The organism is Phycisphaerales bacterium, from assembly GCA_040221175.1.
GTDB lineage: Bacteria > Planctomycetota > Phycisphaerae > Phycisphaerales > UBA1924 > JAHCJI01.
On sequence record JAVJVK010000004.1, the window covers coordinates 477886 to 498291 of the forward strand.

Below are 20406 nucleotides of genomic sequence, written 5' to 3' on the forward strand. Positions count from 1 at the left end.
CGCGCCTCAGCCGTCGGTCTGCAGGACCGCGTCGGCGGGCGGGTCGAAGTCCGCCTCGTCCAGCGTGTTCACGCGCACGAGCGTGGCTTTGAGGTCGAACACCTCGTCGCCCAGCCAGAAGCCGTCGACCCGGACACGGTGGAACATCTTCAGGCCGTTGCCGCCCTCGACCTCGCGCCAGTCGCTGAAGGCCATGTACAGCGGCTCGGTGGGCAGCCCCTGCGTCAGCCCCACGGGCCGCCCGGTCTGCGCGTCGTAGTGGGAGCGGTGCATCGGGTCATCCGGATCGGGCTCGGCCGTAAACGAGAGCACGGCGGTCTGCTGGCCCTTGAACGCCAGATCGTGCATCCGCTCGAGCGGGGCCGCGCCATCGTCGTGGCTGTTGGTCGGGTTGATGACCGCCAGCGGGAGCGAGGTGAACTCCAGCACCTGGCCGGCCATCTCGTTCCAGCCGTACTCCAGTTCGGGATCCATCACGTAGAGCTCGGCCGGCTCGCCCTCCATCGACCGCCAGTAGCGTTCGCCGTTGACGCCGAACTGCCCCGAGTCCGGGCCGAGCACCATGTCGTAGAACGCCGGCCCCGATCGCGACCACCGGAGGTGGAACTCGATCGGATTGCCATCGCTCTGGCCCTCGAAGCGGACCTCCATCGTCCGGACGCCGTCGATAGCCTCCGCGCCGCCGACGAATGCGACGACCCGCTCGGCCACGGCTCGCGCCTCGGGCTCCATGGTTTCGAGCGCGGCCAGCGTGGGCGAGGGGCCGGCCTGGATCGATTCGTCCGCCTGATCGGGGCCGGTGTCGCAGCCGGTGGCGACCAGGGCCAGTCCCAGGATTATCGCAGCGATGGGTCTTGTGCGCATGGCCGATGCTATCTCGGCGGCGGCCCCCCGCCGCGGGACGCGAGCTTCATATATGGTGGCGCGAGTTTCATATGTGGTGTCGCCGTTCTCACCCCTGAAACCCGCGCCGCCACATGGGAGGACGCCGCCACCACATGTGAGACCCGCGCCACCACCCATGAAGACCGCGCCGCCACATGTCAAACCCGCGCCACCACCCCTGAAGATGTCGTCACCACATATGAAACTCGCGCCACCACATATGAAACTCAGACTTTCTGGGCTTCTTCGCGGATCGTGAACCCCACTGGCGGCATCGTCAGGCCTGTTTTTCCTATCAAGCCCCTATCAGATAGCAGCCGCCATCACGTTCGGCCCCGGTCCGCGCCCGCCGGCCGATAAACTCCGCCCATGCTCGACGCCTTCCTCTCTTCGCTGCCGGCCCTGGACGCGCTCGCACCCCTGCTGTCCCTGCTGGCCGACGACCCCGTCGCCCCCACCCCCACCACCCCCAAGGACGTGGCCTTCTTCAGCGCGGCCGGGCTCATCGCCCTGCTGACGCTGACGACCCTCGAGATCGTGCTGGGCATCGACAACGTGGTGTTCATCGCCATCCTGGCCAACCGCCTGCCCGAAGAACAGCGGGCAAGGGCCCGCACGGTGGGCCTCATCCTGGCGATGGTGATGCGGCTCATTCTCCTGGCGCTCGCGTTCCTGATCATCCAGCTCAACGAGCCCTTCTGGACCATCCCCTGGGTCGAGATCCCCCTCTCGGGCAAGAGCCTAATTTTGCTGGGCGGGGGGCTGTTCCTGATCGCCAAGGCCACCATGGAACTGCACCACATGGTCGAGGAGGGCGGGGCCAACAAGGACGATCCCAGCGCCCGGCCGGGCATCAAGAAGCAGGCGGCGGCGACCTTCGGCAGCGTGCTCGTGCAGGTGCTGCTGCTGGACCTGGTGTTCTCGCTCGACTCGGTCATCACCGCCGTTGGCATGACCAGCAACTACGCCATCATGGCGACGGCCGTCGTCATCGCCATCGGTGTGATGATCGCCTTCGCCGGCCCCATCGCCCGCTTCGTGCAGAAGCACCCGACGATGAAGACCCTGGCGCTGGCCTTCCTGGTGCTGATCGGCGTGCTGCTGGTGGCCGAGGGCGCCGGCCAGCATTTGCCAAGGGGCTACATCTACTTCGCCATGGCCTTCGCGCTGATCGTCGAGGTCATCAACATGAAGGCCGGGCATCGCAAGGCCAGGAAGAACCTGCCCGAGGCAGCGAGCGAAACCGAGATGCCCGCGTGAGACGGCCGCGGGCTACTTCGAGTAGTCGAACACGCCGCGGCCGGTCTTGTTGCCCAATCGCCCGGCCGTCACGAGCTGCTCGAGCTTGGGGCATGGGCGGTAACGCTCGCTGTGCAGGCCGTCGGCCAGCACGTTCATGATGTGGGCGCAGGTGTCCAGGCCGATGAAGTCCGCCAGTCGCAGCGGGCCCATCGGGTGGTTCATGCCCAGCTTCATGATCTCGTCGATGTGCTGCGGCTCGGCCACGCCCTCCATCCAGGCGTAGAAGGCCTCGTTGATCATGGGCATAAGGATTCGGTTCGAAACAAAGCCCGCGCGGTCGTTGGCGGGCACGGCGGTCTTGCCCATCTTTTCGGAGAGTTTCAGTACCGTGTCGGTCACGCCCTGGTCGGTCGCCAGACCGTTGATGACCTCCACCAGCCCCATGACCGGGACCGGATAGAAGAAGTGCATGCCGATGACCTTCTCGGGGCGCTTGGTGGCCGCGGCGATGGCGGTGATGGAGATGCTGCTGGTGTTGGTGGCCAGGATGGCGTCCTTGGCGGTCACCTCGTCGAGCTTGGCGAAGATGTCACGCTTGACTTGCTCGTTCTCGACGACGGCCTCGATGACGATCTGGCGGTCGGCCAGGTCGCCCATGTCGGTCGCGTAGGCGATGCGGCCCAGGGCGGCGTCGGCGTCCTTCTGCTCCATGCGGCCCTTCTCGACGGCCCGCGACAGCAGCTTGGCGTGGGTGGCCTTGCACCGTTCGACCTGGTCGGCCGAGGCGTCGAAGACCTTGACGTCCAGCCCCGCCACGGCGGCGACCTGCGCGATGCCCCCGCCCATCTGACCCGCTCCGACCACGCCAACCTTGTCCACCGCCATGCGTACACTCCTTGGAGAACCCGAACAACGCCGGCCGCGACCGCACCCGGCAAGGACGGCAACACTAGCGGCCGCCCCGCCGGCTGGCACCTGATCGGAGGCTGCCCCGCATGGACCGAATCGCCCAGCTCAGCTCGATGCTCCAGGTCGACCCCGGCGACACCTTCGTGCTCTATTCGCTGGGCCAGGAGCACGCCAAGGCCGGCCGCCACGAAGAGGCCATCGGCTACTACGAGAAGTGCATCGAGGCCGACGCGAGCGAGCACTACGCGTACTTCCACATGGCCCGCTCGCTGGAGGCCCAGGGCGAGGAGGAACGGGCGATCGAGGTGCTGACCCAGGGCTTGGCCCGGGCCACCGCCGACGGCAACCAGAAGGCCGCCGGTGAACTCCAGACGTACCTGGCCCAGCTTGCCTGAGCGCGACCCGGGGGGCATGCCGTGCCCGAGATCAAGACCATCTCGCTGACGCCCACGGGCCCCAACCGCTGGAAGCTGGTCACGCCCGAGCACAAGAACGCCACGCTCGACGACGCGGCCGTGGTCGACGGGCAACTGGTCAGCGGCGACCCGTGGACGCCGGCGGTCCAGGAACGCGTGCGGCGCGTGCTGGCCGAGGCGGGCGCCCGCATCGCCGCCGCCCGCCTGCTGCGGGTGCGGGCTCGATCCAGCAGCGAGCTGCGCGAGCGCCTGCGGAAGCGATTCCCGCGTGAGGCCGCCGACCAGGCCGTCGAGGCGCTGGTGCGCAGCGGCGCCGTCGATGATCAGCGGCTGGCCCGCGATATGGCCGAGCACATGGGCGAACTCCGCCCCCACGCCCGCGAGGCCATCCGCCATCGCCTGGAGCGCGCCCGACTGGACGCCGACCTGCTCGAGACGGCGCTGGATGCCCATGCGCCCAGTTCGGGGGAAGCCGCCCGCGCCGACGAGGCGGCCCGGGCGCAACTGCGCCGGCTCCGGTCGCTGTCGCTGACGCCCGATGCCACGCGGCGGCGCCTGTTCGCAGCGCTGGCCCGGCGCGGCTTCGACGCCGAGACCACCGCCGACGCCGTCGACCGCGTGCTCGGGCCGGCCGAGACCGAGTTCTAAGGCCTGCCCCTGCCGCCCGGGCTGAATAGCATGGGTCATGCCCAGACTTCCCCGAATCGTCGCCGCGTCCGTGACGACCCTCGCGATCGCCGCCGCTTGCGGCTGCGTCGCCCATCGTCCGACGGCAGAGACCTACGGCAAGATCGCCGGCGTCGCGCCGCTGCCGGCGCTCACGCAGGAATCGACCGTGGCGCAATCGCCCGACTCGGCCATCGCCGGCCCCAGGGGCAACGTGCTGGACCGCAGCCAGTGGGCCCCCATCGCGCTTCTGGCGCCCAACGACCTGACCCTGCATCCGCCCCACTACGCCCCCGCCCGGCTGCCGACCACCGGCGATTGGCGTTACGACGGCACGCTTCCCACGCTGCTCAGCGTTCGCCAGTACGGCAGCAGCAATGCCCACCAGCTCAAGAGCCTGGCTTACGAGCCGTTCCTGCAGGCCTGTGACCTGGTCATGATCCCGGTGCGGATGTTCACCCAGACCCCGCCGAACCGCCTGGACGCCTCGCCCGACACCAGCTACATCCGTGCGCCCGAGGCGTGGGACGACCAACTGCCCGCCACGGGCCGGCCCATTGGTCAGACCGGCGGCATGGTCATCTCGCGACCGGCCGAGGCGCGGCAGTTGTGAGCGGCTCGTTCGACGATCAGGGCCTGCCAGCGGGCTATCCGTTCAAGCCCAGTTACGAAATCGCGCCCCGACGCGCCGCCGAGATGATCGCCAACGGCGAAGCGCTGCTGGTCGATGTTCGCCTGAACGAAGAACTGGACGTTGCTTCGCTTCCCGGTGTCGATACACGAGTTCATGCGCCGCTCCACGAATTGAACGAGCACCTGGACGATATCGAAGATGCGGCCGATGGCCGGCCCATCCTCACGCTCTGCCACCACGGCGTGCGGTCGATCAAGGCTGCGCTGGCGCTGCGCAGCTGCGGCTTCGAAAATGCGCTTTCGATTGCCGGCGGCATCGAGAACTGGTCCCTGGCAATCGATCCGTCGGTGCCTCGATACACTCGCGACGGAGCCCACTGCACGCGGGTTGATTGATTGTCTTCCTACGCCGCTTCGCGCGCCGCGCGAGACTGGTTGATGGTCGCGACAAGGCGCTCACGATCGACCGGCTTCTCAAGGTAGGCGTCGCACCCCGCGTCAATGCATCGCTCGCGGTCGCCACGCATGGCGTGAGCCGTCAACGCAACGATGGGCAGATCGCATCCCAGCCTGCGAAGCAACCGCGCCACTGCATATCCATCCATCCTCGGCATCTGCATGTCGGTCACGATGACGTCTACCGGCAGCGGCGTGCGAAGCGACTGTTGGCCGCCCTTGCTCGAGGTAAGCAGTTCGACCCCCTCCACGCCGTCTCGGGCCGTATAGACAGACGCGCCGGCACGGGCAAGGTGGGTCTGGATGAGCCGGAGGTTGTCCGGCCCGTCCTCGATCAGCAGCACACGCACGCCAGCCAGCGGTCCCTGACGTTTGGTTGGATCCGCATCGGCTCGCTTGTGCAGTTCGATTGGCCCCGCCGGGATCGCATGCACGTCGTCCGGCGCCTCGACCCGGATCGAGAGCGTGAACGTGCTGCCCCGGCCCGTTTCACTCTCGACCGAGATGTCGCCATGCAGCATCTCGGCGAGCCGCTTGCTGATGAGCAGGCCCAGGCCCGTGCCACCGAAGCGGCGCGTCATCGAGGCGTCGGCTTGCGTAAAGGCCGAGAAGACACGATCCAACTGTTCCGGCGTCATACCGATGCCGGTATCCTCGACGGCGATGTGCAACACCCCGCCATCGGAAGCTTGCTCGAAACTCATCGAGACACGCACGCGACCTTCCGAGGTGAACTTGAGTGCGTTTCCGACCAGGTTCACGAGGATCTGCCGCAACCGGGTCGGGTCAGTCCGAACGGTTTCGGGAATCGGCGTCATGCAACGCATGCTGAAGTCGATGGCCTTCGATCGGGCATTGACGCTCATGAGTTGTCCCACGCTCCGCAGAATCTGCACCGGACTTGCATCGATGCATTCGACACCCATCCGACCTGACTCGATCTTGGACACGTCGAGGATGTCGTTGAGGATGGTCAGCAGGTGCTCGCCGTTGCGCTTGATCGTATCGAGGTAGGCTGCTCGATCCTGGGCGGGGAGTGACGGATCATCGAGCAATTCGGCGTAGCCAAGGATGGCCGTCATCGGCGTACGGATTTCGTGGCTCATGTTGGCCAGGAACTCCGTCTTGCTGCGATTTGCATCCTCGGCTCGGAGCTTCGCTTCATGTAGCTCGGCTTCGCGCTCAACCTCTGCCGTGACGTCCCGAGCGGTACCGAACAAGCCCGTCACACGGCCTTCTGCATCGCACCTGGCCCGACCTTCGACGGCGACGTATCGAACGCCGTTCGTGGGGTTGTTTCGCTCCAGCGTGAGCGCGTAAGGGGTCCCCTGCTCCTTGGCCCGCTCGATAGCGATTCGCAGTCGCTCGGCGTCTTCGGACCGGTAGCAGCCGATTGCGACCTCGCTCGTCGGCACGACCAATTCAGGATCCAGCTCGAAGAGTTCGAAGAGCTGACGCGACCACGTGACGCCCTCGCTTCGCGCGTCGTAGCTCCAGCTTCCCATTCGGGCGATCGATTGGGCAACTTCGAGCGCTCGATTCGATGACTCCAGCGCGTCCCGCTGGGCACGTTCTTCGGTGACGTCCTGGAAGGCGCCGACGAGCCGTACGACACGCCCATCCTGGTAAACCGGCTCCCCCACGGCTCGAACCCAACGACGAAGTCCCTTTGCCGTCACGAATCGGCACTCCAGGTCCCAGGACTCGCCATGCTCCATGCCTCGCTGGACGGCATCGATGATCTCCGAACGGGAGGGCTCTTCGTAGAAGTCAACGGCGCGCTCCAGCGTGGGCACATACGTGCCAGGCACCTCGTGGATGGCGCAGACCTGATCCGACCAGTACAGACGCTCGGTCGCGACGTCGTACTCCCAGCCTCCGATCGCAGTGATCCGGACCGTGTTGGCCAGCACCATCTCCCGGCGTGCCAGTTCGTTCTGCGCCTCGACCTGATCGTGCACGTCCATCTGGATACCAACGAGCCGGTGCACCTGCTGGCGTCCCATCGCGTGCGTTGCCTTGCCGAACATCCGCACCCAACGCCAGGCGCCGTCGCGATGGCGGACGCGGAATTGGGTATCCACGTGCGGCGACGCACCGTTCGAGTGACGCTCGATGGCGGTTTCCAGGGACACGATGTCGATCGGATGCACCCGGGTGAGCAGGGTCGTCGCGTCATCGAGGAGGTCACCGGCCCGCTCACCCATCATCGCACACCAACGCTCGTCGAAACTGAAACGCCCCGTATCCAGGTCCCACATCCACAGGCCCATGCGGCCGGCTTGGAGGGCAAGGTCCATCTTCTCGTTCGCCTCACGAAGCCGCAACTGAGCCGATTCCTGATCGGTCACGTCCGCATGCGTGCCCACCATGCGCAGCGGTTTGCCCCGGGCATCGAACTCCACGACACGCCCGCTGGCGCGGATCCACCGCCATCCCCCGCCGTACTGACGCATCCGGAACACCACGTCTTCGAACGGCCCGTGTCCCCGCAGGTGCATCGACAGCCTACGAAGCGTTGGGACGACGTCTTCGCGATGCACCCGGCTGGACCAGCGAGTAACGTGTTCAGCGTCACCCGCCGGTTCGATGAAATCGCGGGTCCACTGATCGTCTAGCGAGAGCGCCCCACTCTGGACGTCCCATTCCCAGGTGCCCAGTCGACCAACACTCAGGGCCAGTTCTGTTCGCTCGGCCTGCTCGAGCAGCAACCGCTCCATGCGATGATGCTCGGTCAGATCGCGGGCAGCGGCGTAGACGCGATCGCCCCGCCGACTCGCACGCCATTCGAGCGTCCGCCACGGCTCTTCTCCGACTCGGCAGCGATTCGCGAACACCGTAGCACTGCCATCGTCCTCCAGAGATTCCAGGCATCGCCGCGTCCGGTCGACATCGGCGGGATGAACCAGGTCGAGCAGTGATCGGTTGAGCATCGATTCGATGTTGACTCCCAGGATCCGGGCCCACGCATCATTCATCTTGGTGATCGTGCCATTCGCGTCGGTGATGCACAGGAGTTCGGCCGAACTCTCGAAGAAGCCGGCCAGTTCGGCCAGCACGCACTCGTGCTCCAGTTGCGAGAGCTTCCGCTCGGAAATATCTGTTTCGACGGCGACGAACCCGACTAGGTTGCCCCGATCATCGTGCCGCGGCTGCATGTCGACGAACACCCAGTAGTCGCGACCGTCCTTGGTTCGATTGAGCAACTCGCCCTGGAACGCCCGACCACTCGACAGCCGCTCGAACATCGCCTGGATCGTCCGCGGGTCGGTCTTCTCGCTGAAGAGCACATGGCCCGGCACGCGACCGGCCATGTCCTCGAGCGTGTACCCGGTGATTCGCGTGAATCCGCTGTTGACCCAGAGCGTCCGCCGCTGCGCGTCGGTGATGATGATGGCGTTGGGCGTTCGCTGGGCCAGGCCGTACAGCAGCTCGGGCATGTCCGCCGGCGCGTTGATCGCCGCGGGTCGCCGCCGGCGCAGCGCCCAAGGCCCAGCGCACGCTGCGCCGGCCGCCGCCGAAGCGAGGCCACTCCAGAGCGATCCCGCTGCCCAGCCCGCGGCCGCCGTGCCGCAAAGGGCAACCAGCAGCCATGCGGCGCCCCACGGTGCGCGAACACCAGACCGGCGGGCTTCAGATGGAAACGGCTGCAAACGCACGAGCACGACTCCACGGCGGCCAAACAATTCCTGGGCCCGATAACACGAGCCGTCATCACCCTGCCTACTCGCAGAATCGGACGAATCGTCTCCGGCCTGAAGCGGACCTTTCCCCCGCCCAAGCGATGCTGCCGGGCGGCCTGGCAGCCGCGGGACGGGCCCATGGCGGCCCCTATCATGCCCGGATGCCTCGTCAGCTCATGCGCTTCTACCAGCGCAGCCGGCTCCTGAACATCAACCTCAATCTCGTGCTGGCGGGGCTGATCGCCATTGCGCTGGCCAAGTTTCCCATCATGCTCATCTCCGACTGGCTGGGAAAGGACCAGAAGCTCCTCATTACCCTCATCGCCTACGGCCTGGACACCGTCCTGGACGTGGCGGCCTACTTCGGCCTGCACTGGGTCGCCAACCACTGGAAGCCCTCCGCCGTCCACGGCAAGGGCCCCAAGCCCGAGCGGCCCGCCCACCGCAAGAACTTCCTGATGGACGCCGGCCGAGTGCAGGCCGAACGCATGATCCTGGTGCCGGTCTTTGCCGCCGTCTCCATGGGCATGATGTACGGCCTTCAGCGGTTTGGCGGCGTCTCGGCCTCGTGGGCATTCGTCTACAGCTTCGTGACGGCCATCCTGGTCACCCGTACGCTGCACACCATCAGCGGCATCTGGACGGGCACGTTCAAGGGCGACCACCACTTCGCCGAGGCAACCGCTCCGCCCGACCCCGCCGCGCCAAAACCCATGAAGAAGTCGGCCGAACGAGAGCGTGAGGCCGTCTAGGGCAGCCAAGGCCTACAACCCCCACCATGTGCGGCATCGCCGGCGTATTGCGAATCCATGAACCGGGGCACGAGCCACCCCACCCCCTCGAGGCCATCCCCGAGGCGTGGCTCGACGTGCTCGACGAGGGCATTAAGCACCGCGGCCCCGACGGCCAGGGCCGCTTCCGCGATCGCGCCATCCGCCCCGATGGCAGCGTCGTCGACGTCGCGTTCGTCCACCGCCGCCTGAGCATCCTCGACCACGAGGGCGGCCACCAGCCCATGGTCCACGACGGCGAGCGCCTCCGCCCCGACCTGACCTACCAGCCCGGTGAAGAACCCAAGCTGGCCCACGAGCTATGCCCCGACAAGCCGCTGGTCGCCGTCGTCTTCAATGGCTGCATCTACAACCAGCACGAGCTGCGGACGGAGCTGACGCAGCAGGGGGCGTGGTTCGAGACGGACCACTCGGATACGGAGGTGCTGGTGCATGGGTGGCGGAGGTGGGGCTTGCTCACACAAGATCGCGTCGATGGCATGTACGCACTTCTAGCGTGGGACCGCACTACCGGCCAGCTGGCCGCCGCCCGAGACCTGGCGGGTGAAAAGCCACTTTTTTCTGCACGCGCCCCCCGCGATCGCATTGTGCTATACGCGTCATCGGCCCCGCCAATCGAACGCTGGACGGCTCAAGACGACTCGGAAAACACCCAACCCATCCGCTTCCTCCTTGCTTGGGTGCCATTCGGCTTTCACTATCTCAACCCCACCTCGACACGTAAGACATTCGAAGGGGTGTGGCGGCTTCACGGTGACGGCCCATCAAAAGGCGCCGAATCACGGGGGTCGCGCAGCCCGGACGACCAACGTGACCGCCGCTGGAGCCGCCCCGTTCGCGGCGGGCTCGGGTACGCATTCTCACATCATGTCGCGGTACAGGAGATGCTCGAACGATCGGTTTCCGAACGCCTGGAAGCGGACGTCCCGCTCGGTGTGTTCCTCTCAGGGGGGATCGACTCTGGGTTGCTAGCCGCGATCGCTAAAAAGCACATCGACGAACTGCACACGTTTACGCTCCGGATGCCGGACCCGGGGATCGATGAATCCGAAGCGGCAGCCGAAACCGCACGAACACTCGGTACGAACCACACGGCGTTGGATTGTGAAGCAAACCCGGCCGACGATCTCGTCGGCCTGGTCCAACGGCTGGGCTTGCCGCTGGGCGATAGCTCACTCTTGCCGACCTACTGGCTATGCCGAGCTGCACGCGAACATGTGCGTGTCGCGTTAAGCGGCGATGGCGGCGATGAACTCTTTGGTGGATACCGACGCCACCAGATCGCACCAATGCTCAAACGACACCGGAAAATATTGCGATGCATCCCTGCGCATTTGATTGGTCAACGTGCGTCGAAAGGGAAGAACGCGTATCTAGCAAGGCTCTTGAACGCCGCTCGTCATTGCGGCTACGACGAGTTGTTGGCTATTTTCCAGACTCCTGACCTCCGCCGACTGCTCGGCCGCGACGCGGTGCTCAACCTCCACTATCCAGGCTCCATCGGCGGCAGCGACCCTCTCACACGCGATTTTGCCTACTACCTCCCCGATGACCTCCTCCGCAAGACCGACACCGCCTCCATGTCCGTCGCGCTCGAAGTCCGCGCGCCGTTCCTCGCACGCGAGCTCGTCGAGGCCGCGTTACGTACGCCGCTGGAAGTCCTCATGCCCAACAACGAGCGCAAAGGCCTCCTCAAGCGAGTCGCCCGCAAGTACCTCCCCGACCACATCGTCGACCGTCCCAAGCAGGGCTTCGCCATCCCCATCGGCCAGTGGTTCCGCGACGACTACGGCGGGCTGCGGCAACTGCTCTACGACCACCTCGAGTCGGCCGACCCGTTTCCCGGGCTTGCCGGAGCGGGCGTCGACATCAACATGGGCTTCGTGCGTCAGATGCTGCGCGAGCACGACGCCGCGGGAGAGAAGTCGATCAACCCCTGGCACGGGCGCGACCACTCGCAGCGGCTGTACATGCTGCTGGTGCTCAGCATCTGGGCAAGATGGCTCGACGGGTTGCGACCCGTCGAGCCATCGGATGAATCCTGAGTTGTCGTGCCGGCTCAGCCCTTGTCGAGGGTGACCTTGATGGCGCCGGGCACGTGGAGGTCGCGCTGCGGGAAGGGAATCCCAATGTTCGCCTTATCGAGCGCATACTTCACGTCGCGCGTCAGGCGCTCCTTCACGGCCCAGAAGTCGGCCGCGTTCACCCACACGCGCACCGACCAGTCGATCGATGAATCGCCCAGCCCGCCAAGGTAGACCACAGGCTCTTCGTCGGGCAGGCGCCCCTCGACGTTGCGAGCCGCCTCCATCAGCGTGGCGCGGGCCTGGTCGATGTCGGCGTCATACGCCGTACCAACGGCCACGTCCACGCGGCGTGTCGCGTGGTGCGAGATGTTCTCGATCGTGCTGCCGAAGATCGAGCTGTTGGGCATGATGATGCGCCGCTTGTCGGGCGTGTCGAACGTGGTCGTGAACAGCTCGATCTCGTCGACCTTCGCCGTCACGCCGTTGACGTTGATGACGTCCCCCACTCGATAGGGCCGGAACACCAGCAGCATGACGCCGGCGGCGACGTTGCCCAGCGTACCGGACATCGCCAGACCGATCGCAAAGCCGAGAGCCGCAAGCACGGCCGCGAAGCTGGTCGCCTCCACCCCGAAGGTCTGGAGGATGGTGACGGCGCCCATCACCATGATGGCCCACTTCACCAGGTTCCCGAAGAACTTGGCCAGCGTAATCTCGACGCGGGCCTTGGTGATCGCCTTGACCGTCAGGCTCTTGGCCCACTTGGCCACGAGCAGAACGATAATGATCAGAACGATCGCAACCACGATGGGCTGCAGCACCGTCCACACTTCGGCCATCGTCACCTGATCGACCTGACCGCTGCTGAGCTTCTCCCACAGGCCCGATGCGGCCTGCTGGAGTTCGGTCGGCGGAGGCGTTGCATCGCCCTGAGCGGCCACGTCGGCCCCTTCATCTTGCCATCGCATGATCGTGTTCTCCCACGGTAAATGAAGCGACTAGAACGTCGCCAGAATGGTCACGAAGTAGTTGACGTCGTTTTCCTTCGAATCGCCAGAGTCAGAGTCGTACTCGTGCTCCACGCCCATGCGCAAACGCAAGTCGGCGTCTTCAGAAAGCAGGACGTCATAGGACGCGTAGCTCACCGCACGCAGCTCGCCAAAGTCGTCAAGGGCCGGGAAGACCTCCGTACCCGCGGCGAACGTGTTCCGCTCGTTGATCTCCCAGAGGAAGTCCAGACCCAGCAGGGCTTCGGGATGCCACTTGTCGTCCGTTCCGCCAAACTCACGCGTCGCACCAGCACCGATCCGGCCCGTGAGGGTCGCCCGGTCCTGCCCGCCGTCCAGAAGGGCTCGCTCCTTCAGGAACTCGTACCCCAGACCGCCGAAGAGTTGCAGACGCGTGTCCCAGTCCTCGAACTGGTCGTACTCGTAGATGCCCAGCACGAACGTGAAGTAACGCTCGCCGGGGTACTTCCAGTCGTTCTCGAAGCGGGCGCGGCCCTCGTTCTCCGAGGCGGTCCCATCGTCCTCGCCGTACAAGTATCGCGCCCGAAACATGGTGCGCAGCTCGTCGGTCTCGCGCTGGGTCTCAAAGACCGCCCGCAAGTCGAACGACTCGGAGTTTCCGCTTGAGCCGGTCAGGCCCAGTTCCACAGACCGGGTCCACCCGGTCCAAAAGCTCGTGGGTTCGGAGGAATCTTCGACGCCCTCGACGGCAGCGTCCTCGCCTTCGTCCTGATACGGGAGCTCCACAACGGGCAGGCCAAACTCGCTGCCAAACGCCGCGGTCGCGGTCATGGCGACCAGCAGGCAGCCAGCAATACGGACTTTGTTTGAATCACGCATGGGGTTCCTCCTGAGCCAGCGTTGACCGTTTCCACCAGGAAGAACCGGTTGTCCCCCGCCGACTGAGTAGATTTTTAGACGCCGACTTTATCACCGGTTGGGCGACCCGTCGAGAATGAATCTCTCGATGCGAACGGGGCTCTATTCCGATACACTTGTCCTATGGCCGACCACGCTCCCACACGGCGCCAAGTCATTTCGGGCGGTCTGGCGCTGGGCGCCCTCGCCCTGGCGGGCTGTGCGCCCTCGCGGACCCGCGTATCGGGCCCGCCCTCGCCCGTCTGGCCCACAAGCCGTCGCCTCACCAGCGGCGTGTACCCTCCGCCCGAGGGCGCGACGCGTCCCATCGAGATGCCAGCGCCTACCGGCGCGCCCCGCGTTATGCCCCGCAGCGCATGGACCGGTACCCAGCCCACGCTGGCGCTGGCCAATCGCATGGGACGGGTCGAACGAATCACCATCCACCACGATGCAATGGACGCCGCGGGTTTCCGGTCGGCGGGCGAGGCTCGCCAGCGGTTGGCTGACATCCAGCGCGCCCACGTGGGCAATGGCTGGGCAGACATCGGGTACCATTACGTCATCGATCCGACCGGGACCATCTGGGCCGCCAGGCCCGTGCAGTTGCAGGGCGCCCACGTGCGCGACTGGAACGAGCACAACCTGGGCATCATGATGATGGGCAACTTCATGCACGAGCGCCCCACGAGCGCAGCGCTCGCGTCGCTGCAATCGCTCGTGCGCAGCGAGAGTGCCCGCTACCGAGTGCCCGCCGCACGAATCAGTACGCACCGCGAGTTGGCCACCACCGCGTGCCCGGGCGACAGCCTGCAGCAGCAGATCGATATCGCACGTAATCGCCGCATCGCCGGCTTCGCCTAATTCGCCTCGAGTATTGTTTGATCCTTACTCAGCCGATTCGGACGCATCCGCTTCCGATGGCTCGCTGAAGATGGCGCTCCCGACCCGTACGAGGTTAGCGCCTTCTTCGATTGCGACCTCGTAGTCGCCGGACATCCCCATAGACAGGATGTTGAAGTCCTTGCCGACCAATCCCTCGCTGACAACATCCTCAAACAATTCACGACACCGCGCGAAGGTCGGTCGGCTGTCTTCGGGCTTGTCTCCATCGGGTGCCATGGTCATCAGGCCGCGCAGGTGGAGGTGGATCATCGAGTGGATCTGCTCGACGACGTGGAGCACGGCCGGCGAAGGGCAGCCGGCCTTCCCGGCTTCGCCCGAGCAGTTGACCTGCAGCAGGATCTCGACGGGGCGGTCACGCTTCAGCCCCACCTCCTGCAACTCCTCTGCGACGCGCAAGCTGTCGACGCTGTGGATCAGTCGGCAGACATCGGCAACCTGCCGTGCCTTGTTGCGCTGCATCTGCCCGATCATGTGCCAGCGGATAGGCTCGTGCTTCGATGCCGGGTCTCCCCCAAGGGCCGCGCCCATCGAACGCATCCGCGAGGCCTGCTCTTCGAGCATCGGGGCACGCTGGAGCAGCTGCTGGACGCGGTTCTCGCCAAAATCCCGGTGACCGGCCTGCACCAATTGGAGGATCTGATCCGGCTCGGCGTACTTGGTCACGGCGACCAGCAGCACCTGCTGGCCGCGACGACCGGACTTGGCCGCGGCACGTTCGACGCGTTCTCGCACCGAGGCGTATCGGTGGAGGAGGTCACCCTCTTCCGTTGCGGGTCCTGCGGTCGGCATGTCCTAGCATATGCGCCGCCCCGCCAAGGCGCGTCCACTCGATCGACCCGATTTCCTGGATTCCCTCTCGGAGCCTTGAAGCATGCCCGCAACGACCACCCTGCCCGCCCGACACGAGCCGATCGCCGCTGGCGACGTCGCGCCAGACTTCACCCTGCTCGACCAGGACCGCAACGAGTGGACGCTCTCGGAAGCCTTGAAGCAGGGCGACGTGGCCTTGTGTTTCTACCCAATGGACTTCAGCCCGGTCTGCTCGACCGAGATGCAGTGCGTCAACGACGAGTTCGATCGCTGGAAGGACAAGGGCGTCCAGGTCGTGGGCGTCTCGTGCGACAGCTTCTTCACCCACAAGGCGTGGGCCGACGCCATGGGCCTGAAGCAGACCCTCGTCGCCGACATGCACCGGGCGGTCTCGAAGGCCTACGGCTTCTACTGGCCCGACCTCAACGTCTCCAGCCGTGGCACCGTCCTCGTAGGCCGAAACGACGATGGCGCCCCGGTCGTGCGGTGGGTCCAGCAGCGCGAGATCAAGGACGCGATGAATCTCGACGACTTGCTCGCGCAGCTCGCTTGAACCGACGAATCTCGCAAGCCCTCGCCACAGCCCCGTAGCTCAGCGGTTAGAGCAGGCGACTCATAATCGCTCGGTCCCCGGTTCGAATCCGGGCGGGGCTATTTACTTCAGAAGACAATGGCTTCAGACCACGCGCTGCACCCGCGTGGCGCGTTCCAGCCGCTCGCGCTCGGGCTTGGTCACCCTGTCCAACAGCCCCAACGCTTCATACACGCCAAGACGTGAACCGGCATCCACTGCCGCATATGCCGCATCGGTATCGATCAACCGCTTGCCCATGATCTCCTCGAGTTGCTCGCGTGAGTACTCGGGCCGGTTCGCCGCGGTCGATGCCGTGCCGTACTGGCTCAGGTTGCTCGCAAAGATGCCCGCCGCGCTGACCGGCAGAAAGTCCTCGTACCGCAGCCCCTCGCGCGTTGCATATCCACGCCGCACCAGCTCGGCCATGTCCGTGGTGTCGATCGACCCCGCCGCCGCGCGCCCCGCGTCCGTCGGTGCATACTCGGCGTACACAAGCCCTTTCTCGAGCAACTCCTCCAGTGAATCTGGGAAGCTCGCAAACGCGTCCCGTTGCATGCGCAGAAACGCCTCTTCATCGCGCTCGGCAAGTCCGGGCTCGTTCGCACGTGCTTCCTCGAACGCCGCCAGGCACTGGTCGTACATCGCCCGCCCCGCCAGCGTCGTCGCATAGAAGCGCTGCTCGATCTCGCCGAACCGGGCGGTGTGCGACGACTCGACCTCTGAGCCATCCGCCTCCACGAACACCACCGGCTCTGTCAACGCCTTGTATGCGTCCTGACGCAGCAGCACGGGCGTGTCGGCCGATGGCCCCTCGGTGAAGTCCTTGAACCCCGAGTGCGGCAACTTCGTCAGGTCCAGGTCGTCCTGCTCCAGGCGATCCGCCAGCGCCCGCACGAACGTCGCCAGCTTCGCCGAATCGACGTCGGCTTCGCCCGCACCTGCGATGCGCTCGGCACCCAGGTGCTTGAAGTGCAGCGTCAGCCAGTCCGGCCCGCTCATCAGCATCATCCGCTCGAGCGCCCGCGTCGCACGCTTCTCGTATGTCGCCCGATCGCTCTGGCCCATGCAGAACTTCATCGCCGCCGTGTACACGTCCATGCAGAGCGTGTTGGGCGTCAGGTGGTTCAGGTGATGCCGCTCGAAGCACGCGATGTCCGCGGCGATCTTGAACCCACCCTCGCAAAGGTCTTTGTAGAGTTGGTGGTCGCGGGCGCGCCCCGTCCACTTGAAGATCCGTCCCGTCGCTTCGGCGATTAGCTCGTTCGCATCATCCCAGCTCAGCCCGCCCTCGCCCTCGCACTTGTCGATGAGCGCAATCGCACGATCCGAGAACACCTGTCGATCCGCGAGCGCTTCCTCGATTCGTTTCTTCGTGGCCTCGTCGAAGTAGTCGGTCATCAGCAGCGACGTAAACACGCGATGCTCGGGCTTGTGCGGCGAGCGGAACGCCGTCGCGATCACAGGCTGGCTCTTGGCCCCGATCGCCGTCATGTCATAGAAGTTGTGCGGTTCCATGCCGAAGCACCCGAAGAACCGCGCAATCAATCGGTACTCGTCGGGCCGACCGATCCGGATCGCCCCGTGTCGCTCACCACTGGTCCGCTCGATCTCCTCATCGCTGACCGCAAACCCCGGGTGCCGCGCAGCCAGCACATCGCACACCGCCCGATTGCACACTGCGTTGACCGCCAGCGCCTTGTCATACAACGGCACCTCGGCCCCGAACATCGCCGAGAGCTCGGCGAAGAGGTGGTTCTGCATCTCGATCCGGTCGGCGAAGGTGGACGACATCTCACGCTCCGTTGAAAGGCGGTCGGGACCAAACACAATCCTACGCACGGCCACCTATCGTCCCGACTCAAAGGGAGAACCCAATGCGTCCGAACCGAAACACGCATCCGCGCCGTACCGGCTCCGCAGCCATCGCAGTCGTGATTATCGTCGCGGCCATTCTGGCCGCAGCCGCCGCTGGCGCGTTCCTCTTCCTGCGCCCTAGCGTTCCTCCCCTCCCCCAAGCCGACTACGCCCAGCAGGTCAGGGAGAAAGCATTACGTGAAGCCGGCGTCACCGAGCAGAATGCGGCCCGTGCCGAGGCCGCCCTCGCCGAGTTTTATCGGGTCTACGAGTCCGATCTGGCCGCGTTGTACTCGCCCGGCAGTGTTCAAGAGTTCTGGCCGGTCTATTCGGACTTCGCCAAGTTGGATGCCGATCCGCAGGCTCGCCAGGAGTTCGATGAGGCCGTGGCCGCCACCAAGGCGTCACGGGTGACCGACAGCATGGACCGGCTCGCATCCGCAGCCGGTCTCGAGCCACGACTCGATCCCAGTGGCGTCAGCGGACTGAAACTTCGCCGCCTCTCGTTCGTCGACCGGCTCCAACTCCGCGACGCCATCCTCAACGACGATCCCCAGGCCGCGGCCGAAGCCTTTTCACGAGCCCAGAAACTCGCCAACGTCATCGGCAAGCCTGGGTACTCGAAAATGGACCTGCTCGCCGCTGGCGGAACGAGGTCAAGCGTCGAGAGCGTCATCCTGGACGCCCTGACGAGCGGCAGGATCGACGCCGAGATGGCCAGGGCGCTCCTCGACGCCACGATCCCCCACGATTTCGCCACCCTCGACCAATTGCTCGAAGGCGAACGCGCGATGCTCCGCATGGAGATCCTCGACCGATCCAAGAACTCCGGCCGCGACGACCAGTCGCTCGCCGAAGCGGAAGCCAAGACGCTCGAGTCATGGAATACTCCGTTGGACGAGCGACTGAAGGCATCCAAGACTCTCAGGGATTGGCAATCAGATGACTGGAAGCGATCGGAGCTCATCAAAGAGCGAGCGCCCAGCTATTACGGCTTCCTGGAGACGGCCACATACGCGGATCACATCCACCCCGGCTTCCATCTCGCGCTCGCGATCGAGACCTTCCGCCCGGAGCAAGGCAGCCTGCCAGACTCGCTCGACGCACTCGTGCCCGACTACCTCAAAGCGATCCCAGACGACCCCATGACCGGTGAGCCCTGGGTGTATCGCGTCGACGAAGAGAGCCCGCAGGGCTACACGCTCTACGCCGTCGGCTTGGACGCCGAAGACAACGGCGGCCACCAGCCCATGAATCCCGAGGCCGCGCTCAATGCGGTGAACGGCCCCGGCACCGACTTCGTGGTCTTCTTGCGTCGTCCACGCTAATCGAGCCGCTTCGCGATCGCGTCAGTGAGAACCTCACACTCACCCTCGCGAACGATCACATCATCCTCGATCCGCACCCCCTGGATCTCTTTCCGCAGCGAATCGACCACGCCCCACTGCACCGCGTCGCCAAACTTCTCCCGCGTCTCGGCCACGTCGATCAGGCCGGGGATGAAGTACAGCCCGGGCTCAACGGTGAACCCGTGCCCGGCCTCCAGCGGGATGTCGACGCGAACCCCCACGCCGCCCGGCCCCTTCCGCGGCGCCCGCCCGGGCAGCCGTCCGCCGGCGCCGCGCACGCCCAGGCCGATCATGTGGCCCACGCCATGCGGGAAGAACAACCCCGCCACGCCGCGATCGACCAACTCAGCCGCGTCACCCTTGATCGCCCCCAGCCCGATGAGCCCCTCCAGCACCACCTCGCTGCACCGCCGGTGCACCTCGTGCCATTCGGTGCCCGGCACGCACATCGCCAGCCCCACCTCCTCGGCCTCGGTCACGATGTTGATCACGTCCTTCTGTGTCTGCGTCGGCTCGCCCACCGGCCACGCACGGGTCACGTCGCCCGCGTAGCGCTTGTGGGCCGCGCCCGCATCGACCAGCACACACTCGCCCTTGCTGATCACGCGCTCTCCGGGCGCAAAGTGCAGCACGGCCGCGTTGGGCCCGCTGCCGACGATCGTGTCATACGGTGTGCCGTCGCCCCCGTTGCGGAAGAACTCCGCCTCGATCTCGACCTGCAACTGCCGTTCAGTCATGCCCGCCGCCTCGCCGCTGGTCAAGACGCGGTGGGCGTACGCGTGCCCCGCCGCCGTCGCCGCGCAGGCCTTGCGCATCAGTCCGATCTCGACATCATCCAGCACCCGTCGCGAGTGAAGGAATGCCTCAGCCAGCTCCGCGCTCAGCTCTTGATCCACGCCGCCGCCATACCCACCAACCGGGCAGCCCAGCATCGCCACCGCACGCCCGCGCCGTTGCGCAAGCCACGGCCCCAACTCGGCCAGCGGCACCCCCTCCCACGTCACGTCGCCCTCCCACGTCCGGTGTGCCTGCGTCACCTCGGGCGCGAACGCCCACCAGCAGTCGCCGTCTTCCTCGAGGTCCACCGCCAACACCCCGCCCGGACACTGCTGCTCGGTCAGGTAGTAGTAGTCACTGTGGGCCATGAACGGATACACCCGGTCATGCTGCCCCGGCACCGGGATCATCTCACCAGCCCCCAGCAAGACAACGGGCAAGGCCCCAACACTGACCTCCTGCGCCCGCTCACGAAGGGCGGCATGCGTACGGCGGCGACGGGCGAGCAAATGATCGGCAACGGCTGAGTCGTTCTTCATATACGCCAGTGTATCGCGACCGGC

The 20406-nt window shown here is 65.8% G+C and carries 18 protein-coding genes and 1 tRNA gene; 11 read left to right on the forward strand and 8 right to left on the reverse strand.

Features of this window, described 5'->3' with window-relative positions; genetic code table 11:
• Positions 1-6: 6 nt before the first annotated feature.
• Entirely contained in the window at positions 7-864 is an 858-nt protein-coding gene (locus RIE32_04275) for a hypothetical protein (protein ID MEQ9095458.1), read from the reverse strand.
• A gap of 390 nt (positions 865-1254) precedes the next feature.
• Here RIE32_04275 and RIE32_04280 point away from each other — a divergent pair, with 390 nt between their 5' ends.
• Positions 1255-2145 carry a TerC family protein gene (locus tag RIE32_04280; protein ID MEQ9095459.1) on the forward strand — a complete coding sequence of 297 codons (891 nt, stop codon included), beginning with the start codon at positions 1255-1257 and terminating at the stop codon, positions 2143-2145.
• Positions 2146-2157: 12 nt separating this feature from the next.
• On the opposite strand, the gene RIE32_04285 is transcribed toward RIE32_04280, so the two are convergent.
• The gene (locus RIE32_04285) at positions 2158-3012 is read right to left on the reverse strand and encodes a 3-hydroxybutyryl-CoA dehydrogenase (GenBank protein MEQ9095460.1); all 855 of its coding nucleotides are present in this window, start codon (positions 3010-3012) and stop codon (positions 2158-2160) included.
• 110 nt (positions 3013-3122) lie between these two features.
• Between RIE32_04285 and RIE32_04290 the strand changes: the two genes are divergently transcribed.
• Genes RIE32_04290 through RIE32_04305 form a run of 4 tightly spaced genes read left to right on the forward strand, consistent with a single transcriptional unit; the run spans position 3123 to position 5147 of the window.
• The gene (locus RIE32_04290) at positions 3123-3431 is read left to right on the forward strand and encodes a tetratricopeptide repeat protein (GenBank protein MEQ9095461.1); all 309 of its coding nucleotides are present in this window, start codon (positions 3123-3125) and stop codon (positions 3429-3431) included.
• 21 nt (positions 3432-3452) lie between these two features.
• Entirely contained in the window at positions 3453-4100 is a 648-nt protein-coding gene (locus tag RIE32_04295; protein ID MEQ9095462.1) for a RecX family transcriptional regulator, read from the forward strand.
• Between the two features lie 37 nt (positions 4101-4137).
• On the forward strand, positions 4138-4731 hold the full coding sequence (locus tag RIE32_04300) for a hypothetical protein (GenBank protein MEQ9095463.1): 594 nt from the start codon (positions 4138-4140) through the stop codon (positions 4729-4731).
• Positions 4728-5147 (forward strand): rhodanese-like domain-containing protein, encoded by a 420-nt coding sequence (locus RIE32_04305; protein ID MEQ9095464.1) that lies wholly within the window; start codon positions 4728-4730, stop codon positions 5145-5147. Before RIE32_04300 ends, RIE32_04305 begins: the two co-directional genes overlap by 4 nt.
• Before the next feature lie 8 nt (positions 5148-5155).
• On the opposite strand, the gene RIE32_04310 is transcribed toward RIE32_04305, so the two are convergent.
• Positions 5156-8647, reverse strand: coding sequence for a PAS domain-containing protein (locus RIE32_04310; protein MEQ9095465.1), 3492 nt, complete (start codon positions 8645-8647; stop codon positions 5156-5158).
• 404 nt (positions 8648-9051) lie between these two features.
• Here RIE32_04310 and RIE32_04315 point away from each other — a divergent pair, with 404 nt between their 5' ends.
• Together RIE32_04315 and asnB are read left to right on the forward strand one after the other, a co-directional pair.
• Positions 9052-9642, forward strand: a complete 591-nt coding sequence (locus RIE32_04315; protein ID MEQ9095466.1) for a hypothetical protein — start codon at positions 9052-9054, stop codon at positions 9640-9642.
• A 116-nt stretch (positions 9643-9758) separates the two neighbouring features.
• Positions 9759-11726 (forward strand): asparagine synthase (glutamine-hydrolyzing), encoded by a 1968-nt coding sequence (gene asnB, locus RIE32_04320; GenBank protein ID MEQ9095467.1) that lies wholly within the window; start codon positions 9759-9761, stop codon positions 11724-11726.
• 14 nt (positions 11727-11740) lie between these two features.
• On the opposite strand, the gene RIE32_04325 is transcribed toward asnB, so the two are convergent.
• Both RIE32_04325 and RIE32_04330 read right to left on the reverse strand, forming a co-directional pair.
• A complete protein-coding gene (locus RIE32_04325; GenBank protein ID MEQ9095468.1) occupies positions 11741-12676 on the reverse strand; it encodes a mechanosensitive ion channel family protein in 936 nt (311 codons plus the stop codon).
• Positions 12677-12706: 30 nt separating this feature from the next.
• Complete coding sequence (locus RIE32_04330; protein ID MEQ9095469.1) at positions 12707-13555, reverse strand: DUF481 domain-containing protein; 849 nt, start codon at positions 13553-13555, stop codon at positions 12707-12709.
• A 162-nt stretch (positions 13556-13717) separates the two neighbouring features.
• Between RIE32_04330 and RIE32_04335 the strand changes: the two genes are divergently transcribed.
• Complete coding sequence (locus tag RIE32_04335; GenBank protein ID MEQ9095470.1) at positions 13718-14437, forward strand: peptidoglycan recognition family protein; 720 nt, start codon at positions 13718-13720, stop codon at positions 14435-14437.
• A gap of 24 nt (positions 14438-14461) precedes the next feature.
• On the opposite strand, the gene RIE32_04340 is transcribed toward RIE32_04335, so the two are convergent.
• The gene (locus RIE32_04340) at positions 14462-15268 is read right to left on the reverse strand and encodes a YggS family pyridoxal phosphate-dependent enzyme (protein MEQ9095471.1); all 807 of its coding nucleotides are present in this window, start codon (positions 15266-15268) and stop codon (positions 14462-14464) included.
• Positions 15269-15350: 82 nt separating this feature from the next.
• On the opposite strand from RIE32_04340, the gene RIE32_04345 reads away from it, so the two are divergent.
• Positions 15351-15842: a redoxin domain-containing protein gene (locus tag RIE32_04345; protein ID MEQ9095472.1), complete on the forward strand. Its 492-nt coding sequence runs from the start codon at positions 15351-15353 to the stop codon at positions 15840-15842.
• Between the two features lie 28 nt (positions 15843-15870).
• Positions 15871-15943 (forward strand) — tRNA-Ile (locus tag RIE32_04350).
• Positions 15944-15965: 22 nt separating this feature from the next.
• Here the strand turns inward: RIE32_04350 and RIE32_04355 are convergent.
• Positions 15966-17654: a DUF1338 family protein gene (locus RIE32_04355; GenBank protein MEQ9095473.1), complete on the reverse strand. Its 1689-nt coding sequence runs from the start codon at positions 17652-17654 to the stop codon at positions 15966-15968.
• Between the two features lie 83 nt (positions 17655-17737).
• Here RIE32_04355 and RIE32_04360 point away from each other — a divergent pair, with 83 nt between their 5' ends.
• Positions 17738-19045, forward strand: coding sequence for a hypothetical protein (locus RIE32_04360; GenBank protein ID MEQ9095474.1), 1308 nt, complete (start codon positions 17738-17740; stop codon positions 19043-19045).
• Here the strand turns inward: RIE32_04360 and RIE32_04365 are convergent.
• On the reverse strand, positions 19042-20382 hold the full coding sequence (locus RIE32_04365; GenBank protein ID MEQ9095475.1) for a M24 family metallopeptidase: 1341 nt from the start codon (positions 20380-20382) through the stop codon (positions 19042-19044). The genes RIE32_04360 and RIE32_04365 overlap by 4 nt on opposite strands.
• Positions 20383-20406: the final 24 nt, after the last annotated feature.